This window comes from Paraflavitalea sp. (assembly GCF_059502485.1).
The window spans coordinates 388,765-406,146 of sequence record NZ_JCACET010000010.1 but is presented as its reverse complement, the minus strand read 5'-3'; the positions used below and the strand labels follow the sequence as shown (position 1 = coordinate 406,146).

Sequence of the window (17,382 nt, the reverse complement as noted above, 5' to 3'; positions counted from 1 at the left end):
AAAGAAACGGGGCACCTGATAACAAGTGCCCGTTTATTTATTCTACGGTAATAGGGAATACGCTTTTAAAAGGCTGCCTTATGCGTTTTCTCACTGAACACAGTGAGGAATATGATCTTGATGTCGAGTACAGGCGTCCAGTTCTCCACATACCAAAGGTCGTGAGCAGTACGGTTGTTCTTTTGCTCTTCCGTATCAGTGGGGCCTCTCCATCCATTTACCTGCGCCCATCCTGTAATGCCGGGCTTAAGATAATGACGGATCATATAATTGTCCACCTCGCGCTGCATCACTTCATTGAGGAAGATACGATGGGGGCGGGGACCTACCACGCTCATATCACCGATCAATACGTTGATGAATTGCGGCAATTCGTCAAGGCTGTATTTACGTATCACACGACCGATCTTCGTTACGCGGGGATCACCTTTTGTGGTAGATGCTTTTCCGGCAACAGCTGCATCGTTCTGATACATGCTCCTGAACTTATAGAGTTTGAACTGACGGCCACCTTGTCCCAAACGGATGGGGCAATAGAATACAGGGCCGGCAGATTCCCATTTGATAAGGATAGCCAATACCAGGAACAAAGGCGCCAGCATGATCAATGCCATGAATGAGAAGATCACATCACAAACACGCTTCAGTGTCGCGAACCGGAATCTGTCGAGTGATATCTCACGGATATTGATAATAGGCATATCGCCAAAACTGGTCGTCTTATAGTTGCGGCCTAAGAGACGAAAGTAGTCGGGAACAAGGCGTACCCGTATACCATGATAGTCGGCTTTGTCGGCTACAAATTGAATTTTCTCATCGAGGTGAGTAGGTAATGCAATGATCACTTCATCCACCTTTTTCTCTTTTAATACCTTGTCCATGTCCGATATGCGGCCAATGATCTGGTATTGGAGATCTGAGTCTTCAGGATTGTCATCGAGAAAGCCGATGATGCGGTATCCGAAATCTGGGTTCTGGTGAAAATAGTTTTCAATGTGTGCACCAACACGTCCAGCTCCTACTACCAATGCCTTGCGCACATTGCGTCCATCGATGCGCATGCTGCGAACGATGGTAAATAGTAAGTAGTTGACGATCATGTTAACTGCAGGGAAGCCCAACAGGAATGTCATGAACTGTGTTTTGGTATATCCTTGCGGTATACCCAGCACGAGGTATAACAAACAGAGCACCGCTATCAATTCGAAGTGTGTCTTCAAATGATTTTTAAAGCGATACCTCAAGCCATTATGCAAGTGTAAATAATAGACCTTGTTCTTGGAGGTAATAAATATCCAGGTAAAGATCAAGGTAATGAGGTACAGGTAATTCTGTTCACTCATTCCATGTCCGTAGAACATGTTGATGCCCGCAAAACATCCTATAAGGGTTAGAAAGTCTCCGGCACCATATAGCAACGTAAGTCGCCTGTCTGAACGAATCATAAAAGGATATGGGTTAAGTTTTCTAAAGGATAATTGATTAACCAGCTAAACTGATCACGTAGATTAGCCAATTAAGAAACGCAAAACTATAAGTTATATGATGCAGGTGAAAGTGGTGCGACATAATTTATTTGTATGTATATATAAGTAGAAGATGATTATCAGTGTGGGAATTATTTTCCAAAAGAGGGAAAGTTGAGAATCATCAAAGAGCTAATTATCACTATTGTATACAATAATAATGGCTGTTCTATTGCGTTAAAGAAAAGCGGTTTCTATATTGTGCCGCAATTGTAATTGTTCAAAACTCGTATCTTATGATGGCATCCCTACGCTCCCGTATCTATGGGCTTATTCTATTGTCGTGTATATCACTTCCTGGTTTTTCTCAGTGGAGTGACGGACCTTTTCTGAGTCTTGGTATACAAGGCGGTTTTCCTTTAAATAAACAAGTGAAAGCTTATTCATGGGCTTTCGGTGGCTTGGGTAAGTTCTCCCTTCCACTGGGCACCAATGATTATTTCACTTTTTCATTAAATGCTTTAAGTATTAATGGAAAGGGTAAGGGAGCTGTGCAGGAGACTGATAAAGGCTTGAAAGAACATGATATTCTTTCAGGATTTGTAGGTTACCGGTATGATTTCCGGAAGGAAGACGCTACTAACTATTTCTTTATGGAGCCTCAGATCGGTTGGACTGCCTCCGGTACTGACTATAATACTTTCTCTGTGTTGCCCATGGTCGGTTACTCGCTGAATGCAAAGATCGATTTTGGTCTCTGGTATCATGCGTCTACTACTACACAGCGCTTCTCGAAGATTGGAGTGCTAGGCGTTTTGGTGGCGTATAACTTCCACTTTGCGAGCAGGAATTCTGAGTAAGCAACAGACAACTCACTCAAACAACAACATAAAAAAAGCCAGGGTATAGCTACCGCTGGTTTTTTTATTATACTCCATTCTCTTTTGTCATTTCGAACGGAGCCATCAGGAATCTAAAAGTGTACGAGGTAACGGCGAAGTGAGAAATCTGTTAACGAAGCAAACGCGCACCTGCTTATTTAGTCGGTGCATGCGCTTTCATACGAAAGAGCAGCTTCAGGAAGAAGGCACTGTTCTGTACAAGAAAGCGAATGGTGGCATAGTATTTTGGCCATAGTCTTTTAGGCTCTTTGGCCAACCGGTATACCCATCTTAATCCCATCTTCTTAATCCATTCCGGACTTTTCAATGTTTCATCGGCCAGGTAGAGGAATACGCCTCCTACACCCATCATTAATGACTTATCCAACTGCTGATGGAAGTGGTGCATCAGGTAGTCTTGTTTGGGACTACTGATACCGATCCATACGATGTCGGGCTTAAGTGCATTGATAGCTGCTATATCAGCTGTCATAGCTGCATTGCCTGCAATAGCGGAAGCTGCCACAAAAGGCGGCGCTTTATAGCCAAGTATTTTTGCCTGGGGATATTGTTGTTGCAGGTTCTTCTGCAGGTTCACCAGCAATTCATCTGTGCCACCGTAGAAGTAATGCGTAAGTTCTGTTTGCAATAATGCTTTGCACAGGTGAAAGCCAGAAACAGTGCTTACTGATTTATTACCACGCAACCTGGCTACCAATTGTGATGGCTTACCATCGGGCATGGTAAGGTAGGCATTGTTCAATATGCTCAACAGTTGAGGGTCGCCATTCGCTTCTTTTACTACCGACGCATCCGGAAAACAAATGTAGGCCGGAGCATTAAACGGATAGCTGCGGACCTTTTTGATCGCTTCTTCAGGATTGATGACCGATATATGCACGCCTAAGAAATCAAACCGGCTGTTGTTCATCTTTTTTAAGTTTTTTGATAAAGCGGGCCGGGTTGCCTGCCCATATTTCATTGGGTGGTATATTACCTGATACTACACTGCCTGCTCCCACCACTGAATTATCGCCAATGGTAACACCTTTCAATATAATAGAAGCGCCGCCAATGAACACATTGTTACCAATATGGATCGCTGCTGTTCTGTAATTATCGTTGGGGGTAGCCAGACGTACATCTGGGTCGATGGGGTGGAAGTCGGAATCCCAGATCTTACAACTTCCGCCGATCATTACATTGTTGCCTAGGGTGATGGATTGGGCACAATAGATGGCAGAGTTGCTCATCCGCAGGTTCGTACCGATGGTCAATAACGCACCGGGCTTCACCACGATCGAGCTTCTCGTATCTCCTCCGATAGGATTTTTGTATTTACCCGAGTTGATCCTCGCATGATCGCCAATGGTCATCCTTCCCCGGTTGATGATCAATAAGGGACCGAAGATGGTGATCTTTCCATGTTTCACTTTGAACAGCCACAATTTGAACAGGTTCAAAGGCAGGAAAAGGAGCTGATATATCTTTTTAAAGATTCCCATATTTATCTAACTGCATTAGCCAGCAGACTATTGTATACTGAGCTCAATGATTTCATATAATAATCTGATGAGTATTCTTTTTCGATGGTAGCCCGGGCCTTTTTACCCACCTCAGCCTGCTTGGCAGGATTGGTAAGTACGGTGGAGAGGGAACGAGCCAGGTCTTCTGATGAACGCTGCTGCGCCAGGAAGCCATTCTCATTGTCTACGACCACTTTTTTGAAGGCGTCCACATCCGATACCACGACTGATTTTCCAAGTGCCATCGCCTCCAGGAGTGCCATGGGCATTCCTTCGCCATGGGAGGGCAGCAGGAAGATGTCGGAGTCGTTGAGTGAATGCCATTTCTGGGCGCCCCATACCACACCTTTGTATTCAAATGAGTTGCCGAGGTTATCAGCGAGTGCTTTCAGAAACCATTCCTGATCGGGACCGGAACCGTATACATCCAGTTTGAAAGGCACCTGCTGTGCTTTGATGGTTTTAAGTGCTTCCACGATTTCCTTCAATCCTTTGGGCATATGCAAACGACCAAAGTAGATGATCCTGTTATAGGTCGGCGCCTGGTTGTCGAGGGCCGGGATCTCATTCATGTCGATACAGTTTCGCAGGATCAATACTTTTTCCGGTGACACATTGTACAGGCGCTGGATAGATTCCTTTTCATCTTCATTGAGCACGATGAGCTGGCTGGCTGCTTTCAATATCCACTTTACCAGTGGCGAATTGCTTTTCTGATAAGCCAGCACGCCGCCGTGAAAATGTACGATGAGTGGTATATTCTTTTTCTTCGCGAGGTACAGGAACATGAAATCCCTGATCACCGATTTGTTATCGAATGAAAAATGAAAGTGTATAAGATCGTAGGTATTGTTCTTCAGGGTGCGCTTGAACTCTTTTATTTTCCGGAGATAAGTGCTCGTTTTGTTCTTGGTGCCAAGGTCCCTGTTGAAGAAATCTGTTGTATGCGGGGCGTTGTTCAGGATCATGTTGATCACTGTAACGATACCACCCAGTGATTGGGCTGGATCATTGTTGGGACCGGTCATCAGGATTTTCATCTGGTATTGGTTTTTCTGTGTTGCTTGGTTTCTGTCACTATCTATGGAACATTACTGAAATCAGTTATCACCTTTCCATACAGGCTCGTCTCATGTTTTATCAATTCGTCTTTGCTGCCTCTGTAACGGATATGTTTTGCAGGCACGCCGCCTGAGATGGAGTAGGGCATCACGTCTTTGTTGACTACTGCTCCTGCTGCAACGATGGCGCCGCGGCCAACGGTAACACCTTTAAGCAGCGTAGCGCCGGCGCCTATCCATACGTCCGATTCTATCTTTACCGGCATGTCTTCATGCGGTTGCTTTTCCCGGATATCGGCTATGTAACGACCGCGCAGGTCAACGGGGTGCTCACCGGTGATGATGGTAACGTTGGGTCCCATGATCACTTTGTCGGCTATTTCTATATGCGCCACGCCACAGATGAAACAGGCAAAGGGGCCAATGTATACATCGCTACCTACCTGCATGTTCCAATAATGTATATCTGAGTTGAAGGGAAAGAACCGCACGTTCTTGCCTGCTTTGGCAAAAAGGCGCGTGTAGAAGGCGCGGCCGGTATAGTTGGCTGCCTTCTTTCCGTATTGTCCTATTTTGAATAATGCTTTGATCATGGTGTCCTGTTTATGCTGCTATGCCGTCCCTTTCTCTTTCTCTTTGTTCCGCAGCCCTGGCGGCAGTGCCCGGCCTGTTGTATTGACCAAAGAAATCATTGATCTTCTTTTCCAGTACTTCCCAGGAAAAATTGTTGACCACGAAGTCATAGTTGGCTTGGCCCATGGCCTGGCGTTTTTCAGGCGAGGCCATCAGGGTGGTGATACCTTTCGTCAGTTCTTCTATGATCTTCTCTTCAGATTGTATGTTGATCTTGATAGCGCCTTCATCGGGAACCATGTATTTAGGGCCGCCGTTGTTGATGGTAAGCATGGGCAATCCATAAAGGCTGGCTTCCAGCAGCACGTTGCCGCTTGCCTCTGTTAAGGAAGGGAAACAGAAAATGTCGGCCTTCTGGTAATGCTCGAAAATATCAGTCCTTTGCATGTTGCCATGGAAGATGACCATATTCTCCAGACCGTTCTGTGCCACTATATTTTTGAGGTTATCTCTTTCGCCGCCATCACCAATAACGTTCAGCACCAAGTTGGCCTTTCCTTTCAGCGGTATAAGTGATTTGATAAGCAACTCTGCTCCTTTGTATCTCACCAGCTTACCTACATATAGTAAGTTGAGCTTGTCGTTTTGTTTAGGCGCCACAGCTATTTTCCGGTCGCCGATGTTGATGCCGGTGTCCAGTATGGTGATCATTTTGTGCACGTACTGCTGTGGTAACACCTCGCGCAGGTAGTCGAGCGTGATCAGCAATTTATGGCTGCTTTTCAGTTGTTTACTGAAAGGTGGAAAACGGAGTATCCAGCGATCAAGTACGCGCAGTTTATTGAGCTTGGGTTCTTTCTTGAAGTATGATTTGAGCTCCTTAGGTATTTGCAATCCGCCACCGATAGGGCCAACTACTAAAGGCTTGTTCAGCTTGTAGAGGGAAGTGTAATAGCGGAAGCTGGAAGGCGTTTTCTTCAGTATCACATCTGTCCAATCGAGTAGCTCCTTGTTTTGTTTTACGTATTTATAGCTTTTGCTATCGAAGCTGAAGTAGCCGGGGTACAACTGCATTTTCCTTTTCTTCTCCAACCAATTAGGAATATCAAAGCCAATAACCTCCAGGTTGTGGGGCATTGGGTTGAAGTATGATTCCAACGCTTCAGCGCAACTACGGTTAGTGAGCAATTTTACATTGTGCTCTTTCAATAACACTTCCAGCCATTTAACGGCCGTGTAGGATTCGGAACTTTCAAAAGGGTTACAGAAGTAAGCTGAGTATAAAATATTGGCCATGGTTGGGGAGATTATTATAGTTTGTTCAGGAAGTCGTTGGTCAACTGCCCGTAAGTGGTATAGTTAAAAGTTGTTTCGCCTAATTTTCTTCCTTCCAGGCCTACGTTGTTGGCCAGTTGTTTGTCGTTGGCTGCGAGGCTCATCAGGTCGGCATAGGCTGCTTCAGTATATTCTGTTGCTATAAGCGCATTCTTCTTGTGTTCGAAGTAGTGCTCTATTTCCCCGATGTTGCCGGTAATGATGGGCCTGCCGCTGGACAGGTATTCACCGATCTTATGAGAGAAGCGGGCTTTGTCCTGCTTGTCGGGACGCAACGGAATGAGCAGCGCCAGTGCGTACTGGTATCCTTCGAGCAGTTTTGCAAATGGCAGTTTCTGCTCGATGACCACTTTACCTTGCAATCCTTCCTGTGTAATAAGGTCCTCTACTTTCTGGATCATATGAGCCGATCCGCTCAATACGAGCTTCAGCTTTTGTTTATGGCCTCTGGCCGTAAAGATGGAAAAGCTTTTGATGATGAATTGTATTACGGTAAAGTAACCGGCGGTACCGCAATACATGAAGTATTCTGCACTTTCATCTTTAATATCATAATTCACCGGCTTCAGCATTTCGAAGTCGGCAAGGATGGGCACTTTAAGAACGGGTTTTTTGAAGCGTGCTACTTTTTCTTCGAGGAGCGTACTGATAGGGAAGATCCCCTTTACGAAGTAGCCAAAGGTATAATCGAAAACAAAGAAGTCGAACCGCTTCACCGGCGTTATCTCCGGGAAATATAAATGCCATTCGGTAATGGTAACTACAGTTTTATAATTCAGCCTTTTGGCGAAGAATACATAGAGCAGGAAGAAAGGGTAGTAGCTGTGCTCCATGATCAGCACGTTTTGCTGTGCCTTGCTCCGTTTTTCTTTCAGTAGTTTATAAATAGACTTGATATTCTTTATCAGGGACAGTTTGCCATTCTTGGGAAAGATATGGTACTCGATGCCTTCTCTGGTGCCCGTTTGGCCTGTTGCCGGCAGGCCCGACAAACCAAAAGGTGAATTAATGATCGACACTTTGTCTGTATGATTGAGCAATCCTCTTGCGATCAATTCATTTTTTGAATTGGTGGCGGTGAATTTTGCCGGATAGTTATCTGTTGCCCCTAAAAAGATTACGTTGCTACTCATTGTTACCTCTTTTACTGTTCTCTTATAGTTCCCGGATTACTTTACATGGGTTGCCGGCCGCAATAACATTGGCCGGTATGCTTTTGGTGACTACGCTATTAGCGCCGATAACGGTATTGGCGCCAATGGTAACCCCTTTCAATACTACACTGTTAACACCTAACCACACGTTGTCTTCTATCACTACTGCCGCCGGAGCGCCGCTCCTGGGATCATCGAGGTGCCAGTCGGAATCGGTGATCAGGGTATTGGCGCCACAGCGCACGTTGTTACCGAGTGTAATGCTTTTAAAAGCGCCGATCACGGTGCCGCTGAACCCGCAGCCATCGCCAATGCGTATGGCCGCTTTCTCTTCGCTTCCCAACGTGGATACCATGCAAGGGCGATTGATACCAATGAGGTTGGATGTGGGTGTAGAAAAGAAGGTGCAATTATTTCCTATAGAAATGCTTGTTCCCGGATAGCGCCTGAAATGACACTTGCCCTGAAACGCTGCATTGCTTCCTAATTGTATGCCCCACCACTGTGCACGCACATTGTTCCATTTCCCCGCCAGCTGTGCAAGGCGGATGCTGAAAACTTGAGTCGTATGGGCCAGGCTTCTAAACTTCATATTGTGGTACGGTTAATGGCGTCTCCGGTTCTTCTTCTTTTGTTTGTACTACTTTATACTGCTCGTAATATTTGTTATAGGCCAGGCATATCAATAGACCCGGTATATTCATATTCAGGTGTACAAGCGTAAGGTTGGCTACAAAGAATCCCATCATGCCCCAGTAGGGTCCCCAGTAGTCGAGTCTCTTGGCTGTGTTGTGCAATTTCTTCATGAGGCACCATACGAAGAAGATGAAGGGCAGTGTGCCCAGCATGCCATACCAGTAAAAGAGCGACAGGTAGCCTACGTGTATCTGTGAAGAACGGCCTTTGAGCAGGGCAGTGAGTTCTTTATCGCCAGTGGCGCCTTCTCCCCAGCTCAGGTTGCCTTTGCCCAACACTGGATTGTCGGGGTACACTTTCCCGAATATCTCGAATGCGAGGAGGCGGGTAGAGGCAGCTCCCTCTTTTAATCCACCGTGCTTGGTTTCCAGCAGCCTTTCAGCTACCAGCTCGTCGATGTTAAAGCCAAAATAACTTAGTACCCAGGATGTTGCAAAGCTCACTACAACGATCATCACTACGAGTCTGAATATCTGTACGAGGCTGGTTTTCCGCAGTGTAAATTTTGTAAATAAGGTAATGAACAAGTTGATAAGTATCCATCGTGATTTATTGATCAATGAAAAGATAGCGCCCGCTACATAATACACCATAGCTGGTTTGTTCCGCTTGATGTTTTCGGCGATGATAATGCTGAGTATCGGCACCACCGTAAGCCCTGCATAGATAGTACCGCCGAGGTAGGAATAGATGGAACTGAACCTGCGTTCCATCTCTTCGGTGGCTTCCACTTCTTCAAGCGAGTGGGGATTAAGCAGGAAGTTGTAATCGATCGTTTGTTGTATCAATATGACCACTACAGAAAGCCAGAACAGTATTTTGAGGTAGCTGGTCAGTTTTTTCATGTAGGGCTTGGAAAACCAGGTGTTCTCGATAACGAGTGCGGCCAGGAACCCAAACAGGATCTGGTTTTTGAAGAGATAAGTAAACGTGAAGCTTTTATTGGCTAAGAACAGATCGGAAAAGATGGTGTATAGTGCGAAAAGACCGAGGTAACGCAGATAGAACGGGAAGCGCAGTCCGCCGTTCTTGTGTGCTTCCAACATCAATACCAGCACCGTGGCGGCTATGAGCATGTTGAACACATAAGTGCCGCTTTTCACGGAGGTAAAGGTTACGATAAAGTAACTCAACAAGGGTGAAAATGCGATCGCCATCAACAGCAGCAGGTTGATGCTGTTGGCGGGTGTTTTTTTCAACGTGGTGGTATAGTATTGACGGGCTATCACGGGTGGTGCTTGATGATTTCGTGATAGATCGATACCAGGTCATTGGTGATATTGCCGGGATCATGCCGGTCGAGTGAACGCCGGCGGGCTTGCTCTCCGTATTGTTTTGACTGATGGAAGGTGCCTGCAACTTCCGTGATAGCGCCTGCGAGGGAGTAAGGATCGCCATCCTGTACCAGCACGCCTTCTTTACCGTTCTCCAGCAGGGAAGCGGTGCCGCCTGCATAACTGGCCACAACAGGCATGCCCATCAGTAATGCTTCGCACAGGCTATTAGGGCTATTCTCGATATGGCTTACCTGACAATAGACATCAGCTTCAGCCAGTAATTGTGCTATTTCTTTTTCTCCTTTCGATCCCAGCAACTGCAGGTGCAGTTGTGAGTAATCAGCCTTCAGCCATTGGCCGGCTGTTTTTACGATGATGCTTTGTGTATTCAGGCCTACCACCTGCCACTCGAAATGGATGACGCCTGCTTCGGTCAGCAGACGGGCGGTATTGACGATCGTCTCGAAACCTTTATACAAAGAATCGCTGGAGATGGTAACGATCTTCAGGGTGTCGGAGAACTGGTTTTTCGTCCAGGCTTTTTTATAGAAAGTATCTCTTAGTATCTCGTTGTTCTTGTAGTAGGCGCTTTGGGGAGCCAGCACGCGCGTAATGCGCCTGTCCCAATCCGTACGGCCGATGATGTGGCGGGCACGACGCAGTATTTTTTGTTCCCTGGCTGCCCTTGTGCGCATGTCTTTGTATTGACGGCCGGCAGAACGCAGCTTGATCTTCTCTTTAATGCCTTCGTACTTTTTAGCTACATCGAGTGGGATGCCTGCGAAATATTTTTCACTGTAGGGCAGGAGAGCACCTTGTATGGATATGACAACAGGGATATTGGTATGGTATTGCAGCAGGCCAAAGTTCTCTTCTGTGCCATGTATATGGATCAGGTCGGGCTGCACGGTTTGTATTACCTGCATTAGCTGCGACAGCTCCTGTTCGTCGTTGACGGGTTTGTTCAGCAGCTTATTGAAGTACCGGGTCGATTTGGAACCGGTGTTTTTTCTATGTAAAGGGTAGTAGTTCGTCTTGTTATGTACAAAAGGCGCCATCGGCTGGCCGGTATAGAATGCGATATGTAACTCTACACCTCCACGGTTGTGCACGGCATTCTCGAGTGAAGTCAGCCATCCGCCGCGGTGGCTTTCCAGTCCCATCTTCTCGGTTGCTGAACAAGGTGTATTTGTGAACCAAAGGATCTTCATGTTCGCTCTTGTTATTTCTTTTCTTCCTGTTTTATCTTTTCTGCAATGATCTTTGTGAAATACTGCGCTCCTTCATCGTTGAGGTGGACACGGTCGGCAAACCAATCCCTGTGCTGTTGGAGCGTGGTATCCCGGCTATAGTCCCAGAAGGCCACCCCATTGTTTTGGCAAATGGAGCGGGCAAGCTCGATGGTTTGTGATCTTTTATATTGGTAGTAGATAGGCGACACCACTACGTATACTTTGCTGCCGGCTGCTTTTGCTGAGGTGATAAAGCTGGTAAAGCTTTTTACCAGTTGGCTGTCTATCTTCTCTTCGATGTTATATTCCTGTATATCTTTTTTGTGCGTGGCGGTAAGCGCTACATAACCGTTGAGGCTTGCCTTCCTGGCTTTATTCATTTCTGTATTGCCAACCGCTATTTTAAATACCAATGAGTTGAACGGATATACGCCTGATTGGAGTTTTATTTTTTCAAAGGGGCTTTTCAACTCCACGATATCCCTTATCTCTTCGTGCGTTTTGTAATAGGGCAGGAGCGATGAAAGCCGGTCGTAATTCTCAGGCGATTCGTTGAAGGTGTAAACATCCAGGTCGAGCAGGATAACCTTTGGGGTATATCTCTTAAGGATGCTTTTGAGTACTGCCGTGTTGTAAAGGATAAAATTGCCATCTCTTCCTGTGTTGTACGTACTCATGCCCAACTGTTGTTCCATCACCGTAGGATGGTAATGGTGGTTGGCGCGGGATGAACCAAAGATGAGTGCATCACTATGAGTAACCTCCATGGCGTAGGTAGTGCGGTACAGCAGGCCCGATTCCTGTTTGAAGTAAAAGTAGCGTAGTACTTTTCCCAACAGGAAGTCGCCACCAACGATGATGACGGCCAGTAATCCCAGTTTGTACAGCAGGCGCCCTGTTTTATTGTTCAATGCTTGTTGCATATGATTAGAATTGGAAGTAAATGAATTGTCCGCCATCGAACACCCCCATGAGGAGTATCAACAGTACAATGGAAGCATAGGTTACATTCCTTATTACCACATTCCGGTTATTGATCAATATGTTTTTGTTGACAAAGAATTCGTTTTGCAGATCGTAAGCAAAAAGTACTGTTATGCCAATGAGGGAGAACAGTATTTGTGATGGATCCGACAGGTATGGCTTGCCACTGGTGGTGAATATCTTTTGCATAATGAGCAGGGAGTCGTGTATGCTATTGGCCCTGAAGAATATCCAGCCAAAGCTGATGAGTATTACGGTAATAAGTGTAGCTACCACGCGCGGCAGTTGGATGCGACTGATGATGCCGCCTTTCTTACGGGCCTCATTGATCAGTCTTTCTCCCGCCAGGTACAATCCGTTGAGCGCACCCCATATAATGTAGGTCCAGCTGGCCCCGTGCCAAAGTCCGCTGATCATGAAGGTGATGAAGAGATTGAAACAACTGCGGGATATTTTTACGCGGCTACCGCCTAATGGAATATACAGGTAATCCTGGAACCAGGTGGAAAGTGATATATGCCATCTTTTCCAGAATCCCGATGGTGAGGTGGCTAAGAAAGGACGTTTGAAGTTGGTCATCAGCTCGAAGCCGATCACTTTGGCGCATCCAAGGGCAATGGTCGAGTAGCCGGCGAAGTCGCAATAGATCTGGATGCCAAACAAGAAAGTGGCCAGCATGAGGCTGGTGCCGTTGTGCTCGCCCGGGTTGTTGTACACGGCGTCCACATAAATGGAAATGCGGTCGGCTACTACCACTTTCATGAAGAAACCCCACAGCATGAGTTTACAGCCTTCTACGAATTTGGTGTAGTCGAATTTGTGGTATTCACGGAACTGGTGCAATATGTTCTGGGGCCTTTCTATAGGGCCTGCCACCAATTGCGGGTAGAACATGACATAAAGGGAGTAGATACCGAAATGCCTTTCCGCTTTCTGGTTGCCGCGGTACACCTCGATGGTATAGCTCATGGCCTGGAAGGTGTGGAACGACAGGCCGATGGGCAACAGGATCGAGAGATAAGGAATGTTATTGACTACGCCCAGTGACTGGCATAGTACGGATATGTTCTCATTGATGAAGTTGTAATATTTGAAGACGGCCAATACGCCGATGTTGGCCACCAGGCTGCATACCAGGAAGAGTTTCCTTTTACGGCCACTTGCTTTTTCGATGAAAATACCTGCATAATAATCGACTACGATGGTGAATCCAAGAATAAGTATATAGATGGGCACGAAGGCCATGTAGAAATAGCAGCTGCTTGCTAGGAGCCAGAGCCACCTGAACCGGTGGGGTAGCAGGAAGTACAGCAGTGTGACTACCGGGAAGAAGATCAGGAATTCAAAGGAATTGAACAGCATTAATTTTTGTTTTGGCCAGGGGTTAAGAGAATCAGCTTTCGTTAGATCTTTTGGTTTAATGGCTTACTTATTCCATATTCCCGTTGCTTTTTCGTCAATAATTTTATTTACCTGAATATATTGTAATACAAATGTGAACGACTTGGTAATGATTGAAGCTACTATAACGCCATAAACACCCATTACGTATTTACTGAGCACAAAAGCCAGCAATATATAGGCGGCTATCTCGAAAAAGGTAAAGTACATGGCCAGTTTGATCTTCCCCGATCCGTTGATGAACATATTGTATACGGAGATGAACACGATCTGTATAAAGTACAGCGCCATGGTGATGGTGATGGCAATGGGTATTTTCACTTTATCCCCGATCCAAAGCTCGAATACCCAGGGAGAGATGGCCGTCATGAACAGGATGCCCAGGCTCAGCACCAGGGATATCTTGTTGATCTTTTTGATGGTGTTCCTGATCCAGCTGTAATCTTTCTTTACCAGCATTTCGGTGAAGCCCGACCAAAGGGGCGTTACCACGATAGCATTGAGAATGAGGATCACCTGGAAATACTTGAATACGATGTTGTAAATGGTCACCTGGTCGGGACCAAAAAGTTTGATCAGGATGATGCTGGCGCTCGAGTTCAGGATGATGGAAGCTATCTGTATAAACAGGAATTTGAACCCCAGCGCTGTAATATGCTTTGCATGGCTGAAGTCGATGTGTTTTATACCGGGCTTGATGTGTTTGAGCCAGGTATTGTACAGGATGATAGAGCCAACGATGAATGTAAAGAGCGGTACGACGCTCAATACAACGCCCGCGGTGAGCAAGGGGGGCAGGCTGGTCCTGGACAGGAAATAAATGGTGATAAAACTGATGAGGTTCGAGATCGTAGGGAAGGCCACACTGAGTGCAGACTTCTGTATGGCAAATAATATAGGTTGTATCAGCTGCGCTACGAAGGTGAGGCAGAGGCTGGTGAACACGATCAATGTCAACACCTGCAACTCATGGTTGCCGACGAGTTTTACATTGAGGAAACCTGCCCAGTTGATGTAAAACCCAATAGCACAATAGATCAGCGCAATAGCGCTGAAGATCAGGAATACCAATACATAAGAGGTGCTGATCAGGCTTTTGGCGGTGTCGTGGTCTTTGTTTACCAACGCCTGGGTCAGTTTATTGCGGAGGCCATTGCCGATGCCAATGTCGAAAAACTGGAACCAGGACAGGAAAGAGGTGAGGGCGATCCATACGCCATACCGCTCGCTATCGAGGTAGTGGATGAGCAAAGGAACATACAGCAGGTTGATGATGATGCTCAGTCCTTTGACGAGCAGCCCGCCGAAGATGTTCTTTTTGATGTTTTCTGACAATGCGTGGCCCTTACCGGTGCCGGGTAATATTTTCTTGTACAGTTTTAGGGTGGGTAGCATTGCTCTCATCGTACGGCTACTTTTTTAGCTGTTTTTCTCTCTTTTTTTACCTCACTGTCATACACGCCGTATCCATATCCGTAGCTATAGCCATAGCCGTAGCCACGTTTTTTGAGCAGTACGTCGTTGACGATGATGTTTATCTTCGGCATTACTTTCTTGCGGTTGAACTTCTCGATCAGCGTGATCTGCTGTTTGTAAGTAAGGCGGTGACGCACTACGTACAGGGTGGCATCGGCATGGCTTGCCATGATCTCTGCATCGGTAACCAGGCCTACGGGCGGGCTGTCGATGAGAATATAGTCGTAATGTTTTTTCAGCTCTTCGAACAGTTGCTGCGTTTTGGGCAGCATCAACAATTCTGTTGGGTTGGGCGGCAGAGGACCTGATGGCAGCACCGTAAAGTTGTCATCTACACCGGATGGCTGTGTCCATTGAAGCCAGTTGTCATCGTTGGAGATGATGTAGTTGGAAAAGCCTGTTTTACGCAGGTTCAGGTTTTCAGTGATCTTGGGTTTACGTAAGTCAAGTTCCAGGAGGATCACTTTTTTGCCGGCCAGTGCGAGTGCTGCCGACAGGTTGATCGACAGGAATGATTTTCCTTCACCACTCATACTGGAAGTAACAAGGATTGTTTTTTCATGTTCTCCCGGCAGCAGGTATTGCAGGTTGGTGCGGAGTGAACGGAGTTGCTCGGCAATCAGCTGACGCGACCTGAGCGAGATGGTCACTACGTCTTTCTCGTTGTTGTGTCCTATTTCAGCCAGCACCGGTGCGCTGGTAAGCGCATTGATGTCTTCTATCGAATTAACACGGTTATTGAAGTAGTCCTTTCCAAAGCTGATCACCAGTGGAATTAACACACCTATGAGGAAGGCCGTCATCATGATCATGCTCTTTTTAGGCTTGAAAGGAGATGATTCAGATTTGGCCATATCGATGATCCGGGCGTTGGCAAGTGTGGATGATTTGGATATCGCTGTTTCTTCCTGTTTCTTCAGCAGGAACAGGTAAAGCTCTTGTTTGATAGCTTGTTGTCTTGAGTAGTCGAGGAAGATGCGTTCTTTAGAGGGCACTTTGCTGATCATGCCTTCCACACCATTATTACGCTTTTTAAGTTCCGATATGCTTACGTAGAATCCTTGCTTTACGGAGTTGATACTGCTCAGCAGTTCGCCGCGCATATTGATCAGTTGTTCATCCAGGCTGAGGATAGAAGGGTGCTGGGGCGTGTGGCTCAACAGCATTTTATCTCTCTCCAGCTGCATCTCATTGTACCGCTGTACGAGGGCCACAAAGCTGGGGTCTTGCATCACCAGCGATGAGGGAACAATGCGCGCGTTGTTTTGAGTGCTTTTCAGGAACTGCTCCAGTGCTTCGATCACGGAGAGTTGTACTTCCTGGGTAGTTTGCTGCTTGGAAAACTCGCTGGTATTATCGAGCAGCATGCGTGATTGTTCGGTAAGGTCGGTGAGTTTGTTTTTTGTTTTAAATCCTTCAATATCTTTCTCTATGCCCGATAGCTCCCGTGATACGAGAGAAAGCCTTTCATCGATGAACTTCATCGTGCTATCGGCAATCCTGTTCTTATCGTTCACGTTGGCCTGCAGGTAGGTATTGATAAGTGCGTTCAGTATTTTCTGTCCCTTCTCAGGCAGGGTTTCTGTAAGCGTAAGGTAGATCACGCTGACCTCATCGTTGGGAATGTCTACCGTGAGCGATCCCATGTAGAATTGAGTAGTGCCATCGATCGAGCCGATAGTGATCTCGAGCGGTTGGTCTGCCGGCCATCTTCCAAATCCTTTGGATGGGTTGATGACGGCGGCGCCTTCACTCAGGTAGAGCGTATCGCCAAAATGTCCTTTGAGCTTGGAGTGTTCGTTGCTTAAGGTGAAGTTGGTGGGGTTTGTTTTGTCAAACTCCAGTTTATAACCCAGTGATTTGCCCGGGAATGAATCTGTTGCTTTGATAATGGTCAATACTACCGGGCTTTCGGTATAGATCTCTGTATTTTGCAGTTGACCAGGTATGAAGTAATGTACGTTGAGCTGCAGGTTCCTCACTACCAGCTCCATGAGCGTACGGCTCTTGAAGATCTCTGCCTCATTATCCACATTGCTTTTACCACCCAGCAGCCCGAAGTCCTGCAGTATGCTGGCGCCTCCCAGTTCAGAACTTTTTTTATCGTCTTGTACCAGTACCGAAGCACGTATTTTATATTGACGAGGGGAGGTCTTAAAATAAAAGACGGCAATGGCCAGACTGACGGACACGGAAAGGATCAGCCAGGGCCATAGGGATAAAAGCTTTGAAATGATCTTCTGGAAAGAGATCATTTCATGCGATGCTTCTGTATCGTCGAACGGGGTGATATCTGCCGGCGCTTTCTTTTGCATGGATA

General features: G+C 46.4%; 15 protein-coding genes. 1 reads left to right on the top strand and 14 read right to left on the bottom strand.

Annotation, left to right across the window (positions count from 1 at the left end; translation table 11 throughout):
• Positions 1–65 precede the first annotated feature (65 nt).
• Positions 66–1,445 carry an undecaprenyl-phosphate glucose phosphotransferase gene (locus AC5JBY_RS18890; RefSeq protein WP_495906198.1) on the bottom strand — a complete coding sequence of 460 codons (1,380 nt, stop codon included), beginning with the start codon at positions 1,443–1,445 and terminating at the stop codon, positions 66–68.
• A gap of 317 nt (positions 1,446–1,762) precedes the next feature.
• Between AC5JBY_RS18890 and AC5JBY_RS18885 the strand changes: the two genes are divergently transcribed.
• The gene (locus AC5JBY_RS18885) at positions 1,763–2,326 is read left to right on the top strand and encodes a hypothetical protein (protein ID WP_495906197.1); all 564 of its coding nucleotides are present in this window, start codon (positions 1,763–1,765) and stop codon (positions 2,324–2,326) included.
• 175 nt (positions 2,327–2,501) lie between these two features.
• On the opposite strand, the gene AC5JBY_RS18880 is transcribed toward AC5JBY_RS18885, so the two are convergent.
• The 13 genes from AC5JBY_RS18880 to AC5JBY_RS18820 form a co-directional block, all read right to left on the bottom strand.
• On the bottom strand, positions 2,502–3,278 hold the full coding sequence (locus tag AC5JBY_RS18880) for a WecB/TagA/CpsF family glycosyltransferase (RefSeq protein WP_495906196.1): 777 nt from the start codon (positions 3,276–3,278) through the stop codon (positions 2,502–2,504).
• A complete protein-coding gene (locus tag AC5JBY_RS18875) occupies positions 3,259–3,852 on the bottom strand; it encodes an acyltransferase (protein WP_495906195.1) in 594 nt (197 codons plus the stop codon). The genes AC5JBY_RS18880 and AC5JBY_RS18875 overlap by 20 nt, the downstream gene beginning before the upstream one ends.
• 2 nt (positions 3,853–3,854) lie before the next feature.
• Positions 3,855–4,913, bottom strand: coding sequence for a glycosyltransferase family 4 protein (locus AC5JBY_RS18870; protein WP_495906194.1), 1,059 nt, complete (start codon positions 4,911–4,913; stop codon positions 3,855–3,857).
• 41 nt (positions 4,914–4,954) lie between these two features.
• Positions 4,955–5,527: an acyltransferase gene (locus tag AC5JBY_RS18865; RefSeq protein WP_495906193.1), complete on the bottom strand. Its 573-nt coding sequence runs from the start codon at positions 5,525–5,527 to the stop codon at positions 4,955–4,957.
• 10 nt (positions 5,528–5,537) lie between these two features.
• On the bottom strand, positions 5,538–6,803 hold the full coding sequence (locus tag AC5JBY_RS18860) for a glycosyltransferase family 4 protein (protein WP_495906192.1): 1,266 nt from the start codon (positions 6,801–6,803) through the stop codon (positions 5,538–5,540).
• A 14-nt stretch (positions 6,804–6,817) separates the two neighbouring features.
• Positions 6,818–7,975, bottom strand: coding sequence for a glycosyltransferase (locus AC5JBY_RS18855; protein ID WP_495906191.1), 1,158 nt, complete (start codon positions 7,973–7,975; stop codon positions 6,818–6,820).
• Between the two features lie 22 nt (positions 7,976–7,997).
• Positions 7,998–8,588: an acyltransferase gene (locus AC5JBY_RS18850; protein ID WP_495906190.1), complete on the bottom strand. Its 591-nt coding sequence runs from the start codon at positions 8,586–8,588 to the stop codon at positions 7,998–8,000.
• A complete protein-coding gene (locus tag AC5JBY_RS18845) occupies positions 8,578–9,921 on the bottom strand; it encodes a hypothetical protein (protein ID WP_495906189.1) in 1,344 nt (447 codons plus the stop codon). The genes AC5JBY_RS18850 and AC5JBY_RS18845 overlap by 11 nt, the downstream gene beginning before the upstream one ends.
• Positions 9,918–11,180: a glycosyltransferase family 4 protein gene (locus tag AC5JBY_RS18840; RefSeq protein ID WP_495906188.1), complete on the bottom strand. Its 1,263-nt coding sequence runs from the start codon at positions 11,178–11,180 to the stop codon at positions 9,918–9,920. Before AC5JBY_RS18840 ends, AC5JBY_RS18845 begins: the two co-directional genes overlap by 4 nt.
• A gap of 11 nt (positions 11,181–11,191) precedes the next feature.
• Positions 11,192–12,124 carry an SGNH/GDSL hydrolase family protein gene (locus AC5JBY_RS18835; protein ID WP_495906187.1) on the bottom strand — a complete coding sequence of 311 codons (933 nt, stop codon included), beginning with the start codon at positions 12,122–12,124 and terminating at the stop codon, positions 11,192–11,194.
• Positions 12,125–12,128: 4 nt separating this feature from the next.
• Positions 12,129–13,547, bottom strand: coding sequence for an MBOAT family O-acyltransferase (locus AC5JBY_RS18830; protein WP_495906186.1), 1,419 nt, complete (start codon positions 13,545–13,547; stop codon positions 12,129–12,131).
• Positions 13,548–13,610: 63 nt separating this feature from the next.
• Positions 13,611–14,990 (bottom strand): lipopolysaccharide biosynthesis protein, encoded by a 1,380-nt coding sequence (locus tag AC5JBY_RS18825; RefSeq protein ID WP_495906185.1) that lies wholly within the window; start codon positions 14,988–14,990, stop codon positions 13,611–13,613.
• Positions 14,987–17,377 (bottom strand): GumC family protein, encoded by a 2,391-nt coding sequence (locus tag AC5JBY_RS18820; protein WP_495906184.1) that lies wholly within the window; start codon positions 17,375–17,377, stop codon positions 14,987–14,989. Before AC5JBY_RS18820 ends, AC5JBY_RS18825 begins: the two co-directional genes overlap by 4 nt.
• Positions 17,378–17,382 lie beyond the last annotated feature (5 nt).

Bases quoted from the DNA above. Each gene is read 5' to 3' on its own strand.
- AC5JBY_RS18890 (WP_495906198.1), bottom strand. From the start codon at position 1,445: ATGATTCGTTCAGACAGGCGACTTACGTTGCTATATGGTGCCGGAGAC.
- AC5JBY_RS18885 (WP_495906197.1), top strand. From the start codon at position 1,763: ATGATGGCATCCCTACGCTCCCGTATCTATGGGCTTATTCTATTGTCG.
- AC5JBY_RS18880 (WP_495906196.1), bottom strand. From the start codon at position 3,278: ATGAACAACAGCCGGTTTGATTTCTTAGGCGTGCATATATCGGTCATC.
- AC5JBY_RS18875 (WP_495906195.1), bottom strand. From the start codon at position 3,852: ATGGGAATCTTTAAAAAGATATATCAGCTCCTTTTCCTGCCTTTGAAC.
- AC5JBY_RS18870 (WP_495906194.1), bottom strand. From the start codon at position 4,913: ATGAAAATCCTGATGACCGGTCCCAACAATGATCCAGCCCAATCACTG.
- AC5JBY_RS18865 (WP_495906193.1), bottom strand. From the start codon at position 5,527: ATGATCAAAGCATTATTCAAAATAGGACAATACGGAAAGAAGGCAGCC.
- AC5JBY_RS18860 (WP_495906192.1), bottom strand. From the start codon at position 6,803: ATGGCCAATATTTTATACTCAGCTTACTTCTGTAACCCTTTTGAAAGT.
- AC5JBY_RS18855 (WP_495906191.1), bottom strand. From the start codon at position 7,975: ATGAGTAGCAACGTAATCTTTTTAGGGGCAACAGATAACTATCCGGCA.
- AC5JBY_RS18850 (WP_495906190.1), bottom strand. From the start codon at position 8,588: ATGAAGTTTAGAAGCCTGGCCCATACGACTCAAGTTTTCAGCATCCGC.
- AC5JBY_RS18840 (WP_495906188.1), bottom strand. From the start codon at position 11,180: ATGAAGATCCTTTGGTTCACAAATACACCTTGTTCAGCAACCGAGAAG.
- AC5JBY_RS18835 (WP_495906187.1), bottom strand. From the start codon at position 12,124: ATGCAACAAGCATTGAACAATAAAACAGGGCGCCTGCTGTACAAACTG.
- AC5JBY_RS18830 (WP_495906186.1), bottom strand. From the start codon at position 13,547: ATGCTGTTCAATTCCTTTGAATTCCTGATCTTCTTCCCGGTAGTCACA.
- AC5JBY_RS18825 (WP_495906185.1), bottom strand. From the start codon at position 14,990: ATGAGAGCAATGCTACCCACCCTAAAACTGTACAAGAAAATATTACCC.
- AC5JBY_RS18820 (WP_495906184.1), bottom strand. From the start codon at position 17,377: ATGCAAAAGAAAGCGCCGGCAGATATCACCCCGTTCGACGATACAGAA.